The following is a 17,501-nucleotide window of genomic DNA, read 5'->3' as shown; positions in this document are numbered from 1 at the left end:
TCTTAAATTTTAGAATATAGAGTATAGAATATAGAGAATAGAATTCTCGCTTTATCTAAAATTTTTCTACATTCTTTGTTCTATATTCTTTACTCTATACTCTTTAAACGAAGTGTTACAGCATTTTTATGCGCTTGTAAACCTTCGGCTTCAGCCATAATTTCAATAGCTTTCCCAATGTTTAGAATTCCAGTTTTAGAGATTTTCTGAAACGTCATCGATTTCATAAAACTATCCAAATTCACTCCGCTGTAATTCTTTGCATAACCGTTTGTTGGCAACGTATGATTAGTTCCTGAAGCATAATCTCCAGCACTTTCCGGAGTATAATTGCCAATAAAAACGGAACCTGCATTTACAATCCCGTTGCAATAGAAATCATCATATTCGGAACAGATTATAAAGTGTTCCGGTCCATATTCATTGATTAGATCCAATGCAATCTGATCATTTTCTACATAAATCAATTTCGAATTTTCGATTGCTTTTTTAGCGATTTCTTTTCGTGGAAGTGCTTCAAGCTGAATTTGAATTTCTTCTTCGACGGCATCGATTAACTTGTTTGAAGTTGAAACTAAAATTACCTGGCTATCAGTTCCGTGTTCTGCCTGAGATAATAGATCAGAAGCTACAAATGCCGGAACCGCTGTATCATCAGCAACAATCAATAACTCTGACGGTCCCGCCGGCATGTCGATGGCTACTCCAAATTGCGTTGCTAATTGTTTTGCTACCGTTACAAATTGATTTCCGGGCCCGAAAATTTTATACACTTTCGGGATTGATTGTGTTCCAAACGTCATACCGGCAATTGCCTGAATGCCGCCTACTTTTAATATTTTAGTAACACCACACAAATTGGCTGTATACAAAATTGCCGGATTAATTTTTCCAGTTTTGTCTGGTGGTGAACACAAAACGATTTCTTTGCAACCTGCAATTTCAGCAGGAACTGCTAACATTAAAACGGTTGAAAATAAAGGCGCCGTTCCTCCCGGAATATACAACCCGATTTTTTGAATTGGTCTTTTTTCCTGCCAGCAATTTACACCTTCAATTGTTTCAACTGAAATTCTATCTGTTTTTTGGGCAGTGTGAAATTTTAAAATATTCTCTTTTGCCAATTGAATTGATTTTTTCAATTCGTCTGAAATTGAAGCAATTGCCTCCTCAATTTCTGCAGGAGTAACTTCGTAATTATCTAAAGTGATTCCGTCGAATATAGAAGTGTATTTTGCAACGGCTTCATCGCCTTTTTTCTGTACTTCTTTAAAAATTTCTTTAACCGTAACTTCGATATCATCGATCGTTTTGGTTGGTCTTTTTAATATTTCTGACCAGGTATCTGGTTTTGGATTGTCTATTTTATTCATTATTTTATGCTTTATGCTATAAGCTGTAAGCTTTAAGCTTTTTAACTTTGTGTTTTCCTGGCTTAAAGCGTAAAACCTAAAGCCTAAGACGGACGAAGTCCTAAAGAACCATTTTCTCAATTGGGCAAACTAAAATTCCTTCAGCTCCTGCTTCTTTTAGTTTGTCGATTACGTCCCAAAAAGTGTCTTTATCAATTACTGAATGAACACTACTCCAACCTTCCTGCGCTAATGGCAAAACAGTTAAACTTCTTAAAACTGGTAGAATTTTTCCGATTTCATCAATTTTATCGTTTGGTACATTCATCAAAATATATTTTGAATTTCTCGCTCTTAAAACCGATTGAATTCTGAATTTTAAAGTATCAATGTGCTTCTGAATTTCCGGAGAAACTTTAGGAGAAACTGCCAAAACAGCTTCACTTTTCAGAATCACTTCAACTTCTCTTAAATTATTTTTGAACAAAGTACTTCCACTAGAAACAATATCTACAATAGCGTCGGCAAGACCAATGTTTGGTGCAATTTCTACAGAACCTGAAATTTGGTGAATATCAACTGTTAAGCCGAAAGAATTGAAATATTCATTAACAGTGTTTGGATAAGATGTTGCAATTCGTAAACCTGCTAAATCCTGAATAGAATTATATTCAAAAGTTTTAGGGACAGCTACTGAAACCTTGCATTTTGAGAATCCCAGTTTTTGAATTACCTCAATATGTTTTCCTTTTTCTACTAATAAATTATCTCCAACAATGGCTAAATCTACTACTCCATCAATTAGATATTGAGGAATATCTGAATTTCTCAAATACAAAACTTCTAAAGGAAAATTGGAAGCTTCTGCTTTTAATTGATCGTTTCCATTGTTGATCGAAATACCGCAATCTTTTAGAATTTGGATGCTGTCTTCGTTTAAACGACCTGATTTTTGAATTGCAATTTTTAAAGTACTCATTTTTTAGTTGTTTGCTTATTAATAGTTTGAGTACAAAGAATTGGAATTAAAAAACCCGCTTGATGTACTCAAACGGGTTTTAAAATATGATGATTTACATGCATACCATTAACACATCGCCTGAGAGCAATAATGAAAATGATGATGATGTAATTGATTTGAAATCATTGTTTGGTTTGTTTTATAATTCTTTGATTCGGTTGCAAATATACTAGTTAATTTCATAAAAAAGCAATTTTTAATTTAACTTAACGATAGTTTATTGTTAAAAAATATTTCAGACAGCGTTTTTATTACGTTTTTTCAATTCACTATAACGTTTTCACGTTTTAGTTAAAACTCAAAACTACAGTGGTTCCTACTTCTATTTCACTCTCAATTTTAAATTGAATATCCAGTAATTCCGTTGTTCTTTTTACAATGGACAACCCTAATCCTGTTCCTTTTATTTCAGGGTGATCGGTAGAATTAGATCTAAAAAATGGATTTAAGATTGCTTCTAAATCTCCTTTTGCAATTCCGATTCCTTTATCTGATATTTTACAGATTGTTTTTCCGTTTTCTTTCGAAAGTAAAATCAAAACTTCGCCATTATTTTTACTGTACTTAATTGCATTCGAAATAATATTCCTCAGAATGGTTATCACTAAAAAATTATCAGATTGAATATAAAAAGCCTGTTCAGCATCAAATTTTACATCAAGATTCTTAGTACTTATTTTTCCGGAATTTAATGTCAGAACGTCCAAAATTATAGAGTTCAAGTAAACAGATTCGGTATTTATGTTTTGCTTTTGATTCTCGAAACGCGCCATCAAAAGAAGCTGATCAACAAGCATATTTAAATGATCCACTTCATTTATACAATAATTTATCTTTTCTTCATATTCGCTATTATCACGTGGTTTACGAATTAAAACCTCAAGTGTTCCTTTAATCACTGTTAAAGGCGTTCTTAACTCATGTGAAGCATCTGAAGTAAACTGCTTTTCACGTTCAATAGCGTCTTCAATTCGGTTTAATAAATTGTTTATGGTTTTTGAAAGCGTATATAATTCGTCACGCGTTTTGGGCAATGGAATTCTCGTTTTCAGATTGTCTTTCGTAATAATTTTTGACGTATTTATGATAGCATTTATCGGTTTTATACTTCGTCCGGCAAAGAATCTGGCAATAAAGAATAACAGTAATAAAATTGCCGAAAAAGACAAACACATGATATCGAACAAATTATTTAATACCATTTTTGAATCGGCCAAAGACATGGCAACAACAACATACCCAATTTGTTTCTTTTTAACATGAATCGGAACCTGGATCTGTCTTATTGCGTGATCCCCCATCTTAGTGTCAAATAACTCATAATCTCCTACAAAGTCATTAAATTCAAGTGTTTGTGTTTTCAAATTGGGTGCTTTTTCAATAATCTCTTTGTTCAAATCCAAAAATTCTACAAAAACCGGATTTACATCTACCGTATTATGTTCCCGCTCATTCCATTCTTCCTCATCAATTAAAACAACTTTATCACCGACAACCTTAATTTCTGCTAAATGATTCTTAATTTCAGTTTTTAAATTTTCATCAATATGACTATATGCAGTGTGTTTTACAATAGAATAAATCAACGAAAAAACCACAAAAATCAACAAACCGGTTGTGATTATATAGTTTAAGGCAATTCTGTTTTTAAAGGAAATTTGTACCATCTATAAGTCGTTTGCGATATAACCTATACCACGTATTGTTTTTATATAATCTTCTTCAATTTTTAAATTGAGTTTTTTTCTAATAGCGTTCATAAATACATCAATAACTCCGGTATCATATTCAAAATTGATTTCCCAAACGTCTTTTAGTATTTGATTTCGGGTACAAACCTTTCCTTTATGTTGAATTAAATAAGTTAATAATTCGAATTCCCTTTGCGTCAAAGCTACTTCTTCCTCATTTTTCAAGACAATATGCCTTGATAAATCGATTTTAATGGTTCCTAAAGTTAACGTTTCAGTTCCTTTTCTGTTTCTAAAATGAACTTTAATGCGTTCTACCAATTCTTCAAAACTAAATGGCTTTTTGATATAATCATTGGCCCCGGCTTTTAAACCTTCTATAGTTTCCTGAACCGTATCTTTTGCAGTCAGAAAAATAATTGGTGTCCTCTGGTCTTTAACCCTAATGGCTTTACACAAATCTAATCCATTGATTTTAGGCAACATCCAATCCAATAATATTAAATCAAATTGTTGATTATGAACCAATTCAAAACCTTTAGAACCATCACTCGCTGTAGTGACTTCATATCCTTCTTCCTGCAACCCTTGTTTTAAAAACTGAACAATTCCTATCTCATCTTCTACTATTAAAATATGCATTTGTTCTTTTTTATTAAAATTATATTCTTCGTCTTTAATTTAATTAATCAAAGGTAAAAATTTAAAATTTTGGAAATGACTAAAAACCATATCAATACCACAAAAACTTATTTATCTTAAGCGAATATTAAGTCAACTCTAACAAAGGTAAAAGCTGAACTTAATCCCGAATTAATGAACCGGAATTAATTTTGTGAAAAATAATTTCATGACTTTTTACAAGAAACTTTCTCCTTTATACAATCTTGCAGTGTTCTATTTTATTATAAGTTTTCTATTGCGAATTGTTCTCTTTTTTCATCCCATTACACAAAGCTCTTTCACCATTTTTCAGAGTCTTAAAATTTTTAGTTTAGGCCTTATTTCAGATTTTTTTGTCTTTGTTATAGCTAGTATTTTTTTGTGGTTATATCTAATTTTTGTTTCGAATTCTAAATACAATAAGCCTTCAGGATATATTATTCTTGGAGTTTTTGTTGCGCTGTTTTTATATGTAGCCTCTGGAAAAAGTATTTTTGATGAATACGGTGGCGCATTACCAGGAATTATTTTAATTTTCATCGGAATTAAAACTGCCCTTTTTGCTCTTCTACTTTTTCTGCCAAAATGGAGAGATAAGATTAGATTTTGGTTATTTGCTTTTGTGATCTTCTTGTACGTTTTATTAATTCTTCAAAATAGTCTTAGCGAATATTTCTTTTGGAATGAATTTGGTGTAAAATACAATTTTATTGCCGTTAATTACCTGATTTACACAAATGAAGTTATTGGAAATATTATGCAGTCTTATCCAGTAATCCCCTTATTTTCAGGTTTATTTCTTGTAACTGGAATTACGACTTATTTTATCCTTAAAAATTCTAAAACCTTTATTGCAGAAATTCCAAATCTGAATCAAAAATTAAAGCTTTCCGGAGTTTATATCGTTTTGGTTTTAATTTCTTTAATTGCTATTCCAACTTTAGCAAAAACAGAAAACTCTAAAAATGTTTTTGTTAATGAATTACAAGCTAATGGATTATATAAGTTTTATTTAGCTTTTCAGAATAACAAATTAGATTATTTCAAATTTTACAAAACGCTTCCAAATGGGAAAGCTTCTGAAATTTTAAAGCAACAATTTTCAAATTTAACGGGAGATGACACGAATAGAGATATCAAAGGAGATTCTCTTGAAAATCATAAAAATGTCGTTTTAATTACGATCGAAAGTTTAAGTGCTGAGTACATGAAATCTTATGGAAATGAGCAAAATATCACACCTTTTCTAGATAGTTTAGCACAAAGAAGTCTTCAATTTACCAACTTGTATGCTGCAGGAAACAGAACTGTTCGCGGGCTTGAAGCTGTAACTTTATGTCTGCCCCCAACCGCTGGAGAAAGTGTGGTAAAAAGAGAAGATAATAAAAATAAATTTTCTACCGGATCTATCTTCAAACAAAAAGACTACAATGTAAAATTTATGTATGGTGGAGATGCTTTTTTTGATAACATGCAGGATTTCTATTCTGGAAATGGTTATCAAATTGTAGATAAATCAAGTTTTTCTCCTGATGAAATTACATTTTCAAATGTTTGGGGGGTCTGTGATGAAGACATGTATAGAAAGTCTATAAAATTAATGAATGCTGAAGCCAAGGAAAACAAACCTTTCTTTAATCATATTATGACGGTAAGCAACCACCGGCCATTTACGTACCCTAATAATAAAATTGACATTCCTGGAGATATTAAATCTCGAGATGGTGGTGTAAAATATACCGATTATTCATTGAGAAAATTCTTTGAAATGGCCAGTAAACAACCATGGTTTAAAAACACTGTATTTGTAATTGTGGCTGATCACTGTGCCTCTAGTGCTGGAAAAACACAACTCCCTTTAGACAAATACAGAATTCCTGCTTTTATTTATGATCCAACCGGAAAACCATCAAAATACAATCAGTTGATGTCTCAAATTGATTTAATGCCAACGCTTTTTGGATTATTACATTTTGATTATCAAAGTAAGTTTTTTGGCCAGGATGTTTTAAAACCAGGTTATAAACCAAGAGCTTTCATTGCAACTTATCAGGATTTAGGATTTATAAAAGATAATGTTTTGACGATTTTATCCCCAAAACAAACCGTAAAACAATATAAGTTAAAATTGAATCCAAAGCCTGGAGTAGCTCAGGAATATCAAATTTATTATGACGAAATTCCATTAAAAACAGAAAGGACTGATTTGATCAATGAAACTATCTCGTTTTATCAGACAGCTTCAGGTATGCTGAAGAAAAAGAAATATCAAAAGTAGTTTTTTTGTTTCAAGTTTCAAGTTTCAGGTTTCAGGTTTCAGGTTTTAGGTTTTAGGTTTTAGGTTTAACCGCAAAGCTCGCAAAGGTTTTACGCAAAGTTCGCTATGATTGGTAAAAAGAAAGCCTCAAATTCTAATTGAATTTGAGGCTTTCTTTTAAGTTATTGTTTCTCATTTCAACTTGAAACCTGAAACAAAAAAACTTGAAACAAAATTTTTTAATCATTTTGATTCTGCATTCCGAAAAGATTTCCGTTTTGATACATTTCAAGATCATCTTTTAAAGCTTGATTATTTCTTTGCGTAACTGCAGATGAATCTAAATCACTTAAATCAGGTTTTCCTGCATTAACCCACGCGGTGTACCAAAAACTAGCTGTTGCAGTAATAGCTTTTCGCATTTGGTTTTCAACCATTCCGTTCAACTCTTTGTGTAGTTTTTTAGCATAATCTTCTGAGAAAACAGCAGTATTATACTTAGTCTTCAAAACTTTCCCGTCAGCATCCATCTTGAAAACCTGATTTTCAGGAGTTGCAGTTCTTAGTTTTTTATCTATGTCCAATAACGGCTGAGCTAAACTATGTGTATCATTAATCATATCCCAGACTGCTTTATGAACATCTTCATAATATTGGGCCTGTGGAACATTTAGTTTATAATTCTTAGCAAACAATTCAGGTAATCTGCTTTCCCAAAGGGAATGAATTCCTTTTTGATCGCTTAATTGTCCGTCATGATTTGCAGAAGTATGTAGTGGCATATGAGCATCACCAATATAATGACCCAAATCAGCAGCAAGAAATAAAATCTCTGCTCTGTTTTTATCTTTAAAAGCCTTCGTTAATTTAACCATCATATCTTCGATATACCAAGGTAAAATTCCGTTGTCATTCAAGAATTTAGCATTGTATTTTTTCTTAGCTTCTTCCATCGTTTTCGGCAAACTGTCAGCAGAACCAAAATTTTCCATATCAAAATAATGTCTTGGATTCTCATCTTTATAATTCAGTGCATATTTACGAATGTCCGGAACAGAAGCTTCCTGTGTAATAAAATCAATATGATTGTAAAAAAATATTTGTACTGGGCGAGGCAAAGCCATTACTGCTGCTTTATTAATACGCTCGTGACCAACGATTCCCCATGATAAGGTCAAAAATCCAATTCCTAACGCAAGAAAAGCAATTAGTCCTGGTTTCATTTTAATGTTTTTCATTTTTTAAATTTGTTTGAGGGGGCAAATTTATCTCATTTAAAGGAAATTCAAAAGGAAACCAACTAAGAATGTATTAATTTAATTTTTTTCAGGTTTTTGAAGATATAATTGCAATAAAATCATTTTTTCAATTATTATTAATTAGTTGAATCAGCTAAAATACAAAATTGCCACCAAGCTTAAAGTTGCAATAAATATCCAAAGAAAAACTCCTTGCAGCAAAGGCTTTACTCCTACTGATTTTAAAGTATTTACATTTAAAGTTGCCCCAATTAAAAACAAAGTTATAGTTAAACCGATCTTCGCGATACTCACAATATGCGGAGCAACAATGGCTGTTTCCGGCACATAGGTATTGAAAAGCATGGCTAAAATAAACAAACCAATAAAATACGGAATCCTGATTTTTGTCCCGACACTTCCGGATTGTTTTTTAAAAAGTAAGACTGTTCCGAGTGAAATTGGAATAATCCACAAAGCTCTGGCTAATTTTACTGTTGTTGCAACCTGTAAAGCTTCTGCACCGTATTTATTTGCTGCACCAACTACAGAACTGGTATCATGAACAGCAATAGCACACCACAATCCGAAATCTTTTTGAGACAAATCAAGTTGATGGCCGATAAATGGAAAAACAAATAACGCAATAGAATTCAGAATAAAAATAACACCCAAAGCAATAGAAGTCTGATTTTCATTTGATTTAATTATCGGAGAAATTGCTGCAATAGCACTTCCACCACAAATTGCTGTTCCGCAAGAGATTAAATGTGAGGTTTTTTTCTCTGTTTTGAGCCATTTCCCTAAGAGTGCTCCAAAAATTAAAGTGCTAAAAATAGAGAAAATAGTTAGTAGAAAACCTTCTTTTCCAGCTGAGATTGCTGCTGAAGCATTCATTCCGAAACCTAAACCAACAACTGAAAATTGCAATAAAAAAGTTATCACTTTATTATTAAATTCAACAAATGGATTTCCGAAAACATTGACAGTCAAAACTCCCAATAATAAAGCTATTGGAGGAGAAATAATCGAAAACAGACATAACACGATTATTAATACGAAAACGGCTTGCTGGAAATAAAGATTCACTTCGAATAAATGGCTTTCAGAATGTTGCTGTGTTTTCAAAATATGCTATATTGATAATTATTGTACAAAGGTCTGCCATATATTTTGAAAACACCAATCGTAAATTACAATTGACTATAACTTTAAATTATAGTAATCTGATAAATTTTGAATAAAAAGTTCTGATAATGAATCAGATTTTCCGACTAAAGTGATGATGTAAAAGTATCTTTCAATAGACAAATTTTCAACATCCAGAACAATCAATTCATTATTTTTAAGTTCATTACCAACTGCGTGGATTGACATAAAAGCAAAACAATCTGAATTTAGTAAATATGATTTTATACTTTCGGTACTTCCTAATTGCATTTCGACGTGTAAATCAGTTGTCATTTTTACGCCAATTTGTTTTAAAGCATATTCTATAACTTCAAGTGTTCCTGAACCACGTTCTCTGGTTATAAAGCGCATTGACTTTAAATCATCTACAGCAATTTCACTTTCCTGTACCAACGGATTTCCGCTTCTACAGACTAAAACTAATTCGTCTTTTAAGAATGGGATATATTTTATTGATTGATTTTTTGACTGTCCTTCAACAATTCCAATTTCAATTTCTTTATTAATTAAGGCATTTTCAATTTGTTCTGTATTTCCATTCAGCAGATTAACCTTGATATCTTGCTGTTTTTGATGAAATCGTGCCAAAACAGGAGAAATAATATATTGCGAAATGGTAGTACTTGACCCTAATCTCAGCAATCCCTGGCGTTCATTGATAAATGAACTCATTTCAAAATCGATTTCCCTGTAAATTTCAAAAATGCTTTTGGTGTGTTTTAAAAGAATTTCACCTGCCGGAGTTAGAGCAATCTTAGAACCATTTCGCTCAAAAAGTTTGATTTTATAGGTTTCCTCGAGTTCCTGAATGTGTTTTGAAACTGCTGGCTGTGAGATATACAATTCAGTTGCCGCTTTAGTAAAGTTTAAGCGGAGTGCAACGGTGTAGAATACTTTTAGCCTGAAATCCATAGTATTTGTTCTTTTTGTTTCCTTCGCCAATTCGACTAAAGCCTCGTGTCATGTTTAAAGTTTCAGGTTAAGCACAAACTACAAAACCTATGAACCTATGAACCTTTGCTTCTTTGTACCTCTTTTAAAGCAATCCGTTATATTTCCTTACAAACCATTCAGTAGTCAATAAAGCAGCAATTAAAATCAACAACCAAACCCAATCAATTAACGGTGTTTTTGTCGAAATATTTTTCTCGATCGATTTATATTCTTTGTTTTCTAAAAGAGCATTAATTAAATCATCTGCCTGATTCTCAAAGAAGGCTTTTCCATTTGTTTGTAATGCCAATTGTTTCAATTTTAAAACATCGGGATTTACAAATTGTTTTTCAATATCAAAATCTAAAATTTCAAAATGACTTGAATAAGATGTATTTGAGTTTAGTTCTTTTACAGAGAAATTATATTTTCCGGCTGTTAAACCGTCCAGATTTACAGAGAACGAATTATTTCCTTTTAATAAATCGTAATTTTTACTTTGTTTTGTTTCAGCGTTTGTAACGGTAATAGTAAGTCTCGCTTTTTCATCAAACTCATAATTTTTATTGAAATATTGCGCGTTGATTGCAATTGCCTCTCCTGAATTGTAAAAGCTTTCATGTGTTACAACCAAAGATTTTTTAGAAGTTGAAGAAGCCAAATATTGAATAATCTTATCTATGAAAACATCATATTTTTCAAAGGACTGATTGTCAATATGACTTTGCAAACGCCATTTCCAACTGTTTTCTCCTAATAAAAAAGCGGTTCTTTTTCCCTGATTTTCGGCGAAAGCCAATAAAGGTGCATTTGTAGCAACGTTTCTAATTTTTGAAGAAAGCAAAACAGATACATTTCCATTGGTTGAAATTGTTCCGAATAAATTTTGTAACGGTGGAAAATTTCCAAAACCAAAATCTTCAATGGCAAACAAATTAAACTGAGATTGAAATTCGGATAAATAATCTTCTCTTTGTCCGCTCATTTTAAAAACCAAATTGTTTTGCTGTTGATTTAAAAAGTTGAAATCGGTGTTGTTTCCTGTGATGATAAAAGTGTTTCTTCCTGCTAATTTATTATTGTCGAATATTGCTTTGAAAGCTGTTGTTGGCTGGTATAAAACTAAAACAGAAACTTCTTGCAATAAATTGATTTCATTTGGCTTAACCAATATTACTTTACGTTGTGCATTAACTTCAATAGAACGTTTTAATGACGCAATATCTGGATGATTTATAGACGAAACAATCGCAATTGTAGATTTCTGATCAATTATTTCAACGGCAAAATTCTTAATATTATTGTAGCTGTTTTTCTCTTTTGCGTTAGATGAAATGCTTGCTTTAAAAATTTGCAATCCTACTTTATCAGCAGGAAGAAGTATATTTATTGTAGCTGTTTTTTTAGAAGGAGAAAAAGAAACTTTCTCTTTTGCAACAACCGAATTTCCTTGCAAAATTGTAAAATCTGCCGTTGTAGCTTTATCTCCGGCATATTGTAGAAAAACTTCAACGGGAAATTTATTTTTATGAAAAGCGTATTTGTTTACGTTAAGCTGATTAATTTTTAAATCAAAAAACGTGGTTGTATCTCCCACAACCAAAGGATAAACTTTATTAACAGGATCAAAACGATATACATAATCGTTTCCTGTAGTCTGATTTCCATCAGTAATTATAACTGTTGGGAAAATCAGGTTTTTGTTGATGCTTTTTAAGTTCTTAGCAACTTCATCAAGATTAGTTTGTTTTCCTTTGAAATCAAATGTAGAAGAAGGCTTAAAATCTGCATCAAACTGATAAGACTGAATGTCAAATTTTTCCTGAAGCGCAGGATTTGAAATTATTTTTTGATATAATTCAGCAACTTTTTTGTCTGATTTTAAAGCTACGATTGAACTCGAATTATCAACTGTAATTGCCAGCGGTGTTTTTGTTATTTCAAGTGAATTTTTAGAAACGATTGGATTTATTAATAAAACCAATAATCCGAAAATGGCAAGAAAACGTAAAAAAGCCAAAAACACAATCACATTGGATTTGTTTTTGGCTTTAAAATAATATTGAAAATATGACAAACCACCCGCTATTACTAATGAAAGCAATAATAATAGAATCGTATTTGTAGTCATATATTTAATTTAATGATTGGAAGATTAATAATTCGAAGATCTCAGAACAAAACCTTAGAATCTTAGCAACTTAGAACCTTAGTATCTTAGGTTAACATTCCTCCACAAACATTAAGTACTTGTCCAGTAACATAGGCACTCATATCTGAAGCTAAGAAAAGACATGCATTTGCAACATCTTCAGTAGTTCCTCCACGCTTCAATGGAATTCCTTCTCTCCATCCTTTTACTACATCTTCAGGTAATTTTGCGGTCATTTCAGTTTCAATAAATCCCGGAGCGATTGCATTACATCGAATATTACGAGAACCCAACTCTAAAGCAACTGATTTTGTAAAACCAATTGCACCAGCTTTAGACGCTGCATAATTTGTTTGACCAGCATTTCCGGAAACTCCAACTACTGAACTAATATTAATAATAGAACCTGCACGTTGTTTTAAGAAAGTCCTTTGAATTGCTTTAGTCATATTAAATACTGACTTTAAGTTTACATCAATAACCTGATCAAAATCAGCTTCTGACATACGCATCAATAAATTATCTTTTGTAATTCCGGCGTTATTAATTAAAATGTCAACTGTTCCAAAATCAGCCAAAACAGCATCAACAAAAGTTTGCGCTTCATTAAAATCGGCCGCATTCGATTGGTATCCTTTCGCTTTAACTCCTAAAGCGTTCAATTCAGCTTCTAATGCTTCTGCAGAAGCTGCAGACGAACTATATGTAAAAGCAACATTTGCTCCATGTTTAGCAAATACTTCAGCAATTCCTTTTCCAATTCCACGACTAGCGCCCGTAATAATGGCAACTTTTCCTTCTAGTAATTTCATATTCAAAATTAATTTTAATATTTATTTGTAGCTATTCCTGCTATGAATGACTCGTCAAATATATGATAATTCCCTTTTTAAAAAAATAACAATCGCAATAACCTATCAACAATGCACTTTATGCGTTAAAAAAAATATCAATCCATTTATCCTAAAAACTAATGTAAATGGCTATGATAGTAAATAAAAACAGAAACAAAAACCATTAAGTATTATTCATCAAATCAATAAAATCAAGCTTTCCGGCAGAAAAATTCAATATAACAAAGTCTGAGTACCGAGTAGTAAAATTTTTGTACAGTAAATGAAAATAATTCTAAAAATAGTTGGCGTTTTTTCAGGTTCAAATCTTATTCACCATTGATTTCTTTCACAGTTTCGCAGATAAAAGCGTTTTAGCCTTTAGTGAAATAAAAAAAGCAGCTCAAAAAAATGAGCTGCCCTTCCTCCAAAATTAAAATCAAAACTAAAAAATTTTTAATTAAGCTTCCAAGTGGTCATTCTAAAAGGACTTGACGCACTAGTGAAGGTATAAACTGGTTCAGAATAAACTAATCTGAAACTTTCTTTTTTTACATAAATTCCCTCTGGATCCATCAAGTATTTATCAAAACTTGCAAGGATTGCAGGCGTTGCTACAGTTGTATTTCCGTTCCAGGACTGATGCTTAAGGATCATTTTTTTACCAGGTTCATCTTCTTCAACAGTAACGAAATGCTGCAAAGGTGCTCTCCCTACGAAACTGTAATAAATGACGGTACCAATACCAGTATTACTGTAAATTTCAATCGCTGAAATACTTTGCCCCTCTGGTAAGGCGGCATTAATTTTTTCTAATTCTGAATAAAACAATGCTGAGTTTGTTGGTGCCTCTACAGTATAATCATCTATAAAGAATCCAAACCAGCCAAATGGTTGTCCAGGAAGCAATAATTTATAATCATCAGTAAGAGCCAAAGGTTTGTCTGTATATTTTATAACAGCACTTACACCATTTGTTCCAGTTGCTGTAAAACTTCCATCAGCATCATTATAAGTAAAATCGGTTAATTTTTGCCCTCCCACTTCAACTGCAGGACTTACCAAAATTCCGGTTGGAGTATATCCAACTCCCATATTATAGCTAACAGAATAGCCACTTTCGATAGAATTTGATTCAGCAAAACGAGTTGCCGTCGTAAATGAGAAATCAAATTTATGCGTAGTTGTACCATCATTAGTTTCAAGCAGTCTAAAAAGCGGCCTGTCTGCACCTCCTATAACATTTTGTTCCATTACAAGATTTTTTGGCAAATCTGTCCAATCTTCAGCTGTTGCTTTTACAAAACGCAATTCACGATTATTTCTATTGGTTTTAAAAACAATATCACCGTTTTCTTGTCCGTAATACAAAAATTGAAAATCTCCCAAATATCCTTTTGCTTCGAGCGAAGGAATGGGATAACTATTCGAGTCTGATAAAAGGTGAATTCTGTTTTTAGTGGTAAAAACGACACTAACAGTACTGCCTAACTGAATTTCGTATTCACTTTTATACGTCTTAGTATCACTATCAAAGTCGGAAGCCATTTGGACAGTTCCGTCTTTGGCAAACCTAAATAAATGAGTATATCCGCCTAAAACCGTATTATCAGTAAAATAAACTGCTTTCCAGCCAAATTCTGAAGAAAGCAATAATTCATTTAATTCAGTTTTTTGAGCATTTAAACGCTCTGTTGGTGTTTGGCTAAACTTTTGTTCAGCATCTGTATTATCGTTACAGCTGCTTAAATGCAGAACTAAAAGTGCTGCAAATAAGTACTTATATAGGTGTTTTATTTTCATAATAGTTCTTTTAATTATTTATTACAGCTGTTGTGTTTTTTTCGGCCTCATCTCTTAAAGCATAGAAATCCATATTAAAAGCTTCCTTGAAATATTTGACTACAAGTGCTTCTTTTGCTTTTAACGCAGCAAGAGCGGTCGGACTTTTAATACCAGCTAAAAATGCAGCATATTCTGCTTTTGAATAGATTAAGATCATTGAAGCCGTTTCTGCGAAATCTTCATTGATATTTGATCTTGCATAACTTGTAATAAACCCAAGTTCATTTGATACCGGAATTTTATAATTATACCAATCTGCTGTATAGCCTCCTGGTGTCAAGAGCTTCCACGCTTTTTCATCAAACGGTTTATTCTGGTTCAAAATATGAATATACTCATGCTGAATGGTATGTATAAACTCCGATACGTTTGCGCGATTTGATTGATCGATATAATCAGTTTCAAAAAGTGTAACGCGCTGTCCGCCTTCGGCCAAACCTAAAGTTCTAGTACCTACACTATTTAAGTTTACTCCGCCAACCAAAACAATTTCTCTTGGTGCTATTTTTTTTACGAAATCCGCACCTCCGATTGTTGCATAACTTTTAAGCCATATTGTCTGAACAATTTCAAGTGCAGGCTTTACTTTATTAATTGTTGGAGGAAATAAATAACGACTATTATCAACCGTATTTTGATTCCATTTATATTGTACATTAATATTATATGGATTTAAATAAGTTGTTGTGATCCAATTGTCTAAATTTGTTTTTACTGGCTGTGTATAGTCTAATTGACTTTCTCCCAGCTGATCATCTCCAGCACATGAAATTAGAGCTATCGAAACTATTGCTAAAACCGCAATTCTATTATATTTTAATAATTTCATAATTTTAATTTTAAGATTATCTAGGATTTAGTTCTACTCCGGTACTTGATGCATGCAATGGAATTTGCAACGCTCTACGGTTATCATCCTTTACTAATATATTTGCCGGTTTATTTGACGTTTCATGTTTTACCACAATATTAAAACGCTTGATATCAAACCATCTCAAGCCTTCATGTATAAAATCTCTTCTTCTTGTTTCTGCAATTGCTTTTACATATGAGGTTTGCACTGGCGTCATTGTATAAAACGGAGTGTATTCATCTTGAACAACAGGAAATTTCTCTACTACTCTTGCCTCAGACAACTTATCTGTTGTACTATCGTATGTTGGAGTTCTTGTTGCTAAAAAGTATTCTAATTCATCGTTTGCCAGATCTATTTGACCTTTCATAACATGGGCTTCTATCCTGTTTAAGAAAAACTCATCATTACTAAGTAAAACTTCGGCTACATAAGGATCTCCAATTCCAGCTGTTACATTTGAGTATTTAAAATATTCATAAAACTTTGGAAGAAATAAGGTGATACTACCGTTAGATGAATAAAAGTTATAGTAATATGCTTTTCCAAAAAGGTTTGTATTTCCTCCAAAAATTTCTGGTCGGCCTGTACCTGACAGATTAAAACGGTTTAAAGAATACACTCTACTCACAATTGAATTTGTAGAAACAATCAACAAATTAGTTTCAACATTACTGCTTGCGTATTTTAATTGCTGATCTTCAACACCTATAGACTCATAAGTAGAAAAATCTCTTAATTTACCTTCTGGTCTTGAACCCAAATCATCTGATAATTCGATAACCTTGTCCCAGTCTCCTTTTACTAAATAGAATCTACTGGCAAAAGCTTTTGATGCATTTACATTAAAATGAAATCTTGGTTCTTTGTAATCATTTGTTACATATTTTAAACCTTCTTCGATATCTTTTTCAATAAAATCAAAAACTTCGGCAACTGTATTTCTTTTGTATTTAGTCAACAATTCTGTTTCTGGTTTTGTTACGTACGGAACTCCTAAATCTGATGTAGCAGTAGCAGGATTGTAACGTTTTGACCAAAGTGAAACCAACATAAAGTGAGAGTAAGCTCTCGCGATAAGAGCTTCTCCCTTTTGCGGATTAAGACTTGATGGATTTCCTAATTCATCGATGGCCTGCAAAGCTTTGTTTGCGTGGGCGATTGCTTTATAGCATGCATCCCAATAGTAAGCCTGTGTGTCAATATTTGTCGTTTCAGTCTGAATCAACCAGTTATAGTTCTGCTCGTTATTTGCTAATGTTTCTTGCATTCCGCTATCAAAAACGTTATCTGACATTGTTTCTGCAATCTCGAAGTAACTCATTTGAGGATAAGCTTCAACTAGCAGTTCTGAAATTTTTGCAGGTGTGTCAATTTCAGTTCGGTTATCTGGTTTTTCTGATAGAAAATCATCGCAGCTAGTAATACATATAAGTATTAAAAGGGATAATGTTATTTTTAAGTTTTTCATG

Annotated in this window: 13 protein-coding genes; 1 reads left to right on the top strand and 12 read right to left on the bottom strand. The window is 32.3% G+C overall.

Going from position 1 to position 17,501, the window contains the following annotated elements:
* Positions 1 to 89 precede the first annotated feature (89 nt).
* The 4 genes from hisD to IRZ99_RS04130 all read right to left on the bottom strand — a co-directional run bounded on the left by hisD (position 90) and on the right by IRZ99_RS04130 (position 4,706).
* Positions 90 to 1,373 (bottom strand): histidinol dehydrogenase, encoded by a 1,284-nt coding sequence (hisD, locus tag IRZ99_RS04145; protein ID WP_194656055.1) that lies wholly within the window; start codon positions 1,371 to 1,373, stop codon positions 90 to 92.
* A 100-nt stretch (positions 1,374 to 1,473) separates the two neighbouring features.
* The gene (hisG, locus tag IRZ99_RS04140) at positions 1,474 to 2,331 is read right to left on the bottom strand and encodes an ATP phosphoribosyltransferase (protein WP_065450122.1); all 858 of its coding nucleotides are present in this window, start codon (positions 2,329 to 2,331) and stop codon (positions 1,474 to 1,476) included.
* 329 nt (positions 2,332 to 2,660) lie between these two features.
* Positions 2,661 to 4,040, bottom strand: coding sequence for a HAMP domain-containing sensor histidine kinase (locus IRZ99_RS04135; protein ID WP_194656054.1), 1,380 nt, complete (start codon positions 4,038 to 4,040; stop codon positions 2,661 to 2,663).
* Positions 4,041 to 4,706 carry a response regulator transcription factor gene (locus tag IRZ99_RS04130; protein ID WP_194656053.1) on the bottom strand — a complete coding sequence of 222 codons (666 nt, stop codon included), beginning with the start codon at positions 4,704 to 4,706 and terminating at the stop codon, positions 4,041 to 4,043.
* 208 nt (positions 4,707 to 4,914) lie between these two features.
* Here IRZ99_RS04130 and IRZ99_RS04125 point away from each other — a divergent pair, with 208 nt between their 5' ends.
* The gene (locus IRZ99_RS04125) at positions 4,915 to 7,005 is read left to right on the top strand and encodes an LTA synthase family protein (RefSeq protein ID WP_194656052.1); all 2,091 of its coding nucleotides are present in this window, start codon (positions 4,915 to 4,917) and stop codon (positions 7,003 to 7,005) included.
* 218 nt (positions 7,006 to 7,223) lie between these two features.
* Here IRZ99_RS04125 and IRZ99_RS04120 read toward each other — a convergent pair whose 3' ends face one another.
* The 8 genes from IRZ99_RS04120 to IRZ99_RS04085 form a co-directional block, all read right to left on the bottom strand.
* The gene (locus IRZ99_RS04120; protein ID WP_194656051.1) at positions 7,224 to 8,222 is read right to left on the bottom strand and encodes a zinc dependent phospholipase C family protein; all 999 of its coding nucleotides are present in this window, start codon (positions 8,220 to 8,222) and stop codon (positions 7,224 to 7,226) included.
* A 150-nt stretch (positions 8,223 to 8,372) separates the two neighbouring features.
* On the bottom strand, positions 8,373 to 9,350 hold the full coding sequence (locus IRZ99_RS04115) for a YeiH family protein (RefSeq protein WP_194656050.1): 978 nt from the start codon (positions 9,348 to 9,350) through the stop codon (positions 8,373 to 8,375).
* Between the two features lie 75 nt (positions 9,351 to 9,425).
* Positions 9,426 to 10,325 carry a LysR family transcriptional regulator gene (locus IRZ99_RS04110; protein ID WP_194656049.1) on the bottom strand — a complete coding sequence of 300 codons (900 nt, stop codon included), beginning with the start codon at positions 10,323 to 10,325 and terminating at the stop codon, positions 9,426 to 9,428.
* Between the two features lie 124 nt (positions 10,326 to 10,449).
* Positions 10,450 to 12,477: a hypothetical protein gene (locus IRZ99_RS04105; RefSeq protein ID WP_194656048.1), complete on the bottom strand. Its 2,028-nt coding sequence runs from the start codon at positions 12,475 to 12,477 to the stop codon at positions 10,450 to 10,452.
* Positions 12,478 to 12,563: 86 nt separating this feature from the next.
* Entirely contained in the window at positions 12,564 to 13,310 is a 747-nt protein-coding gene (fabG, locus tag IRZ99_RS04100; protein ID WP_194656047.1) for a 3-oxoacyl-[acyl-carrier-protein] reductase, read from the bottom strand.
* A gap of 477 nt (positions 13,311 to 13,787) precedes the next feature.
* A complete protein-coding gene (locus IRZ99_RS04095; protein ID WP_194656046.1) occupies positions 13,788 to 15,134 on the bottom strand; it encodes a DUF4302 domain-containing protein in 1,347 nt (448 codons plus the stop codon).
* Positions 15,135 to 15,144: 10 nt separating this feature from the next.
* Positions 15,145 to 16,005, bottom strand: a complete 861-nt coding sequence (locus IRZ99_RS04090; RefSeq protein ID WP_194656045.1) for a substrate import-associated zinc metallohydrolase lipoprotein — start codon at positions 16,003 to 16,005, stop codon at positions 15,145 to 15,147.
* Positions 16,006 to 16,021: 16 nt separating this feature from the next.
* Positions 16,022 to 17,500: a RagB/SusD family nutrient uptake outer membrane protein gene (locus IRZ99_RS04085; RefSeq protein ID WP_194656044.1), complete on the bottom strand. Its 1,479-nt coding sequence runs from the start codon at positions 17,498 to 17,500 to the stop codon at positions 16,022 to 16,024.
* Between the last annotated feature and the right edge of the window lies 1 nt (position 17,501).

This window comes from Flavobacterium sp. LC2016-12, assembly GCF_015351595.1.
GTDB lineage: Bacteria > Bacteroidota > Bacteroidia > Flavobacteriales > Flavobacteriaceae > Flavobacterium.
The sequence above is the reverse complement of the archived record's forward strand: the minus strand, read 5'-3'. Positions and strand labels throughout refer to the sequence as shown.

Excerpts from the sequence above, each read along its gene's own strand:
- hisD (WP_194656055.1), bottom strand. The coding sequence starts at position 1,373 with ATGAATAAAATAGACAATCCAAAACCAGATACCTGGTCAGAAATATTA.
- hisG (WP_065450122.1), bottom strand. The coding sequence starts at position 2,331 with ATGAGTACTTTAAAAATTGCAATTCAAAAATCAGGTCGTTTAAACGAA.
- IRZ99_RS04135 (WP_194656054.1), bottom strand. The coding sequence starts at position 4,040 with ATGGTACAAATTTCCTTTAAAAACAGAATTGCCTTAAACTATATAATC.
- IRZ99_RS04130 (WP_194656053.1), bottom strand. The coding sequence starts at position 4,706 with ATGCATATTTTAATAGTAGAAGATGAGATAGGAATTGTTCAGTTTTTA.
- IRZ99_RS04125 (WP_194656052.1), top strand. The coding sequence starts at position 4,915 with ATGACTTTTTACAAGAAACTTTCTCCTTTATACAATCTTGCAGTGTTC.
- IRZ99_RS04120 (WP_194656051.1), bottom strand. The coding sequence starts at position 8,222 with ATGAAAAACATTAAAATGAAACCAGGACTAATTGCTTTTCTTGCGTTA.
- IRZ99_RS04110 (WP_194656049.1), bottom strand. The coding sequence starts at position 10,325 with ATGGATTTCAGGCTAAAAGTATTCTACACCGTTGCACTCCGCTTAAAC.
- IRZ99_RS04105 (WP_194656048.1), bottom strand. The coding sequence starts at position 12,477 with ATGACTACAAATACGATTCTATTATTATTGCTTTCATTAGTAATAGCG.
- fabG (WP_194656047.1), bottom strand. The coding sequence starts at position 13,310 with ATGAAATTACTAGAAGGAAAAGTTGCCATTATTACGGGCGCTAGTCGT.
- IRZ99_RS04095 (WP_194656046.1), bottom strand. The coding sequence starts at position 15,134 with ATGAAAATAAAACACCTATATAAGTACTTATTTGCAGCACTTTTAGTT.
- IRZ99_RS04090 (WP_194656045.1), bottom strand. The coding sequence starts at position 16,005 with ATGAAATTATTAAAATATAATAGAATTGCGGTTTTAGCAATAGTTTCG.
- IRZ99_RS04085 (WP_194656044.1), bottom strand. The coding sequence starts at position 17,500 with ATGAAAAACTTAAAAATAACATTATCCCTTTTAATACTTATATGTATT.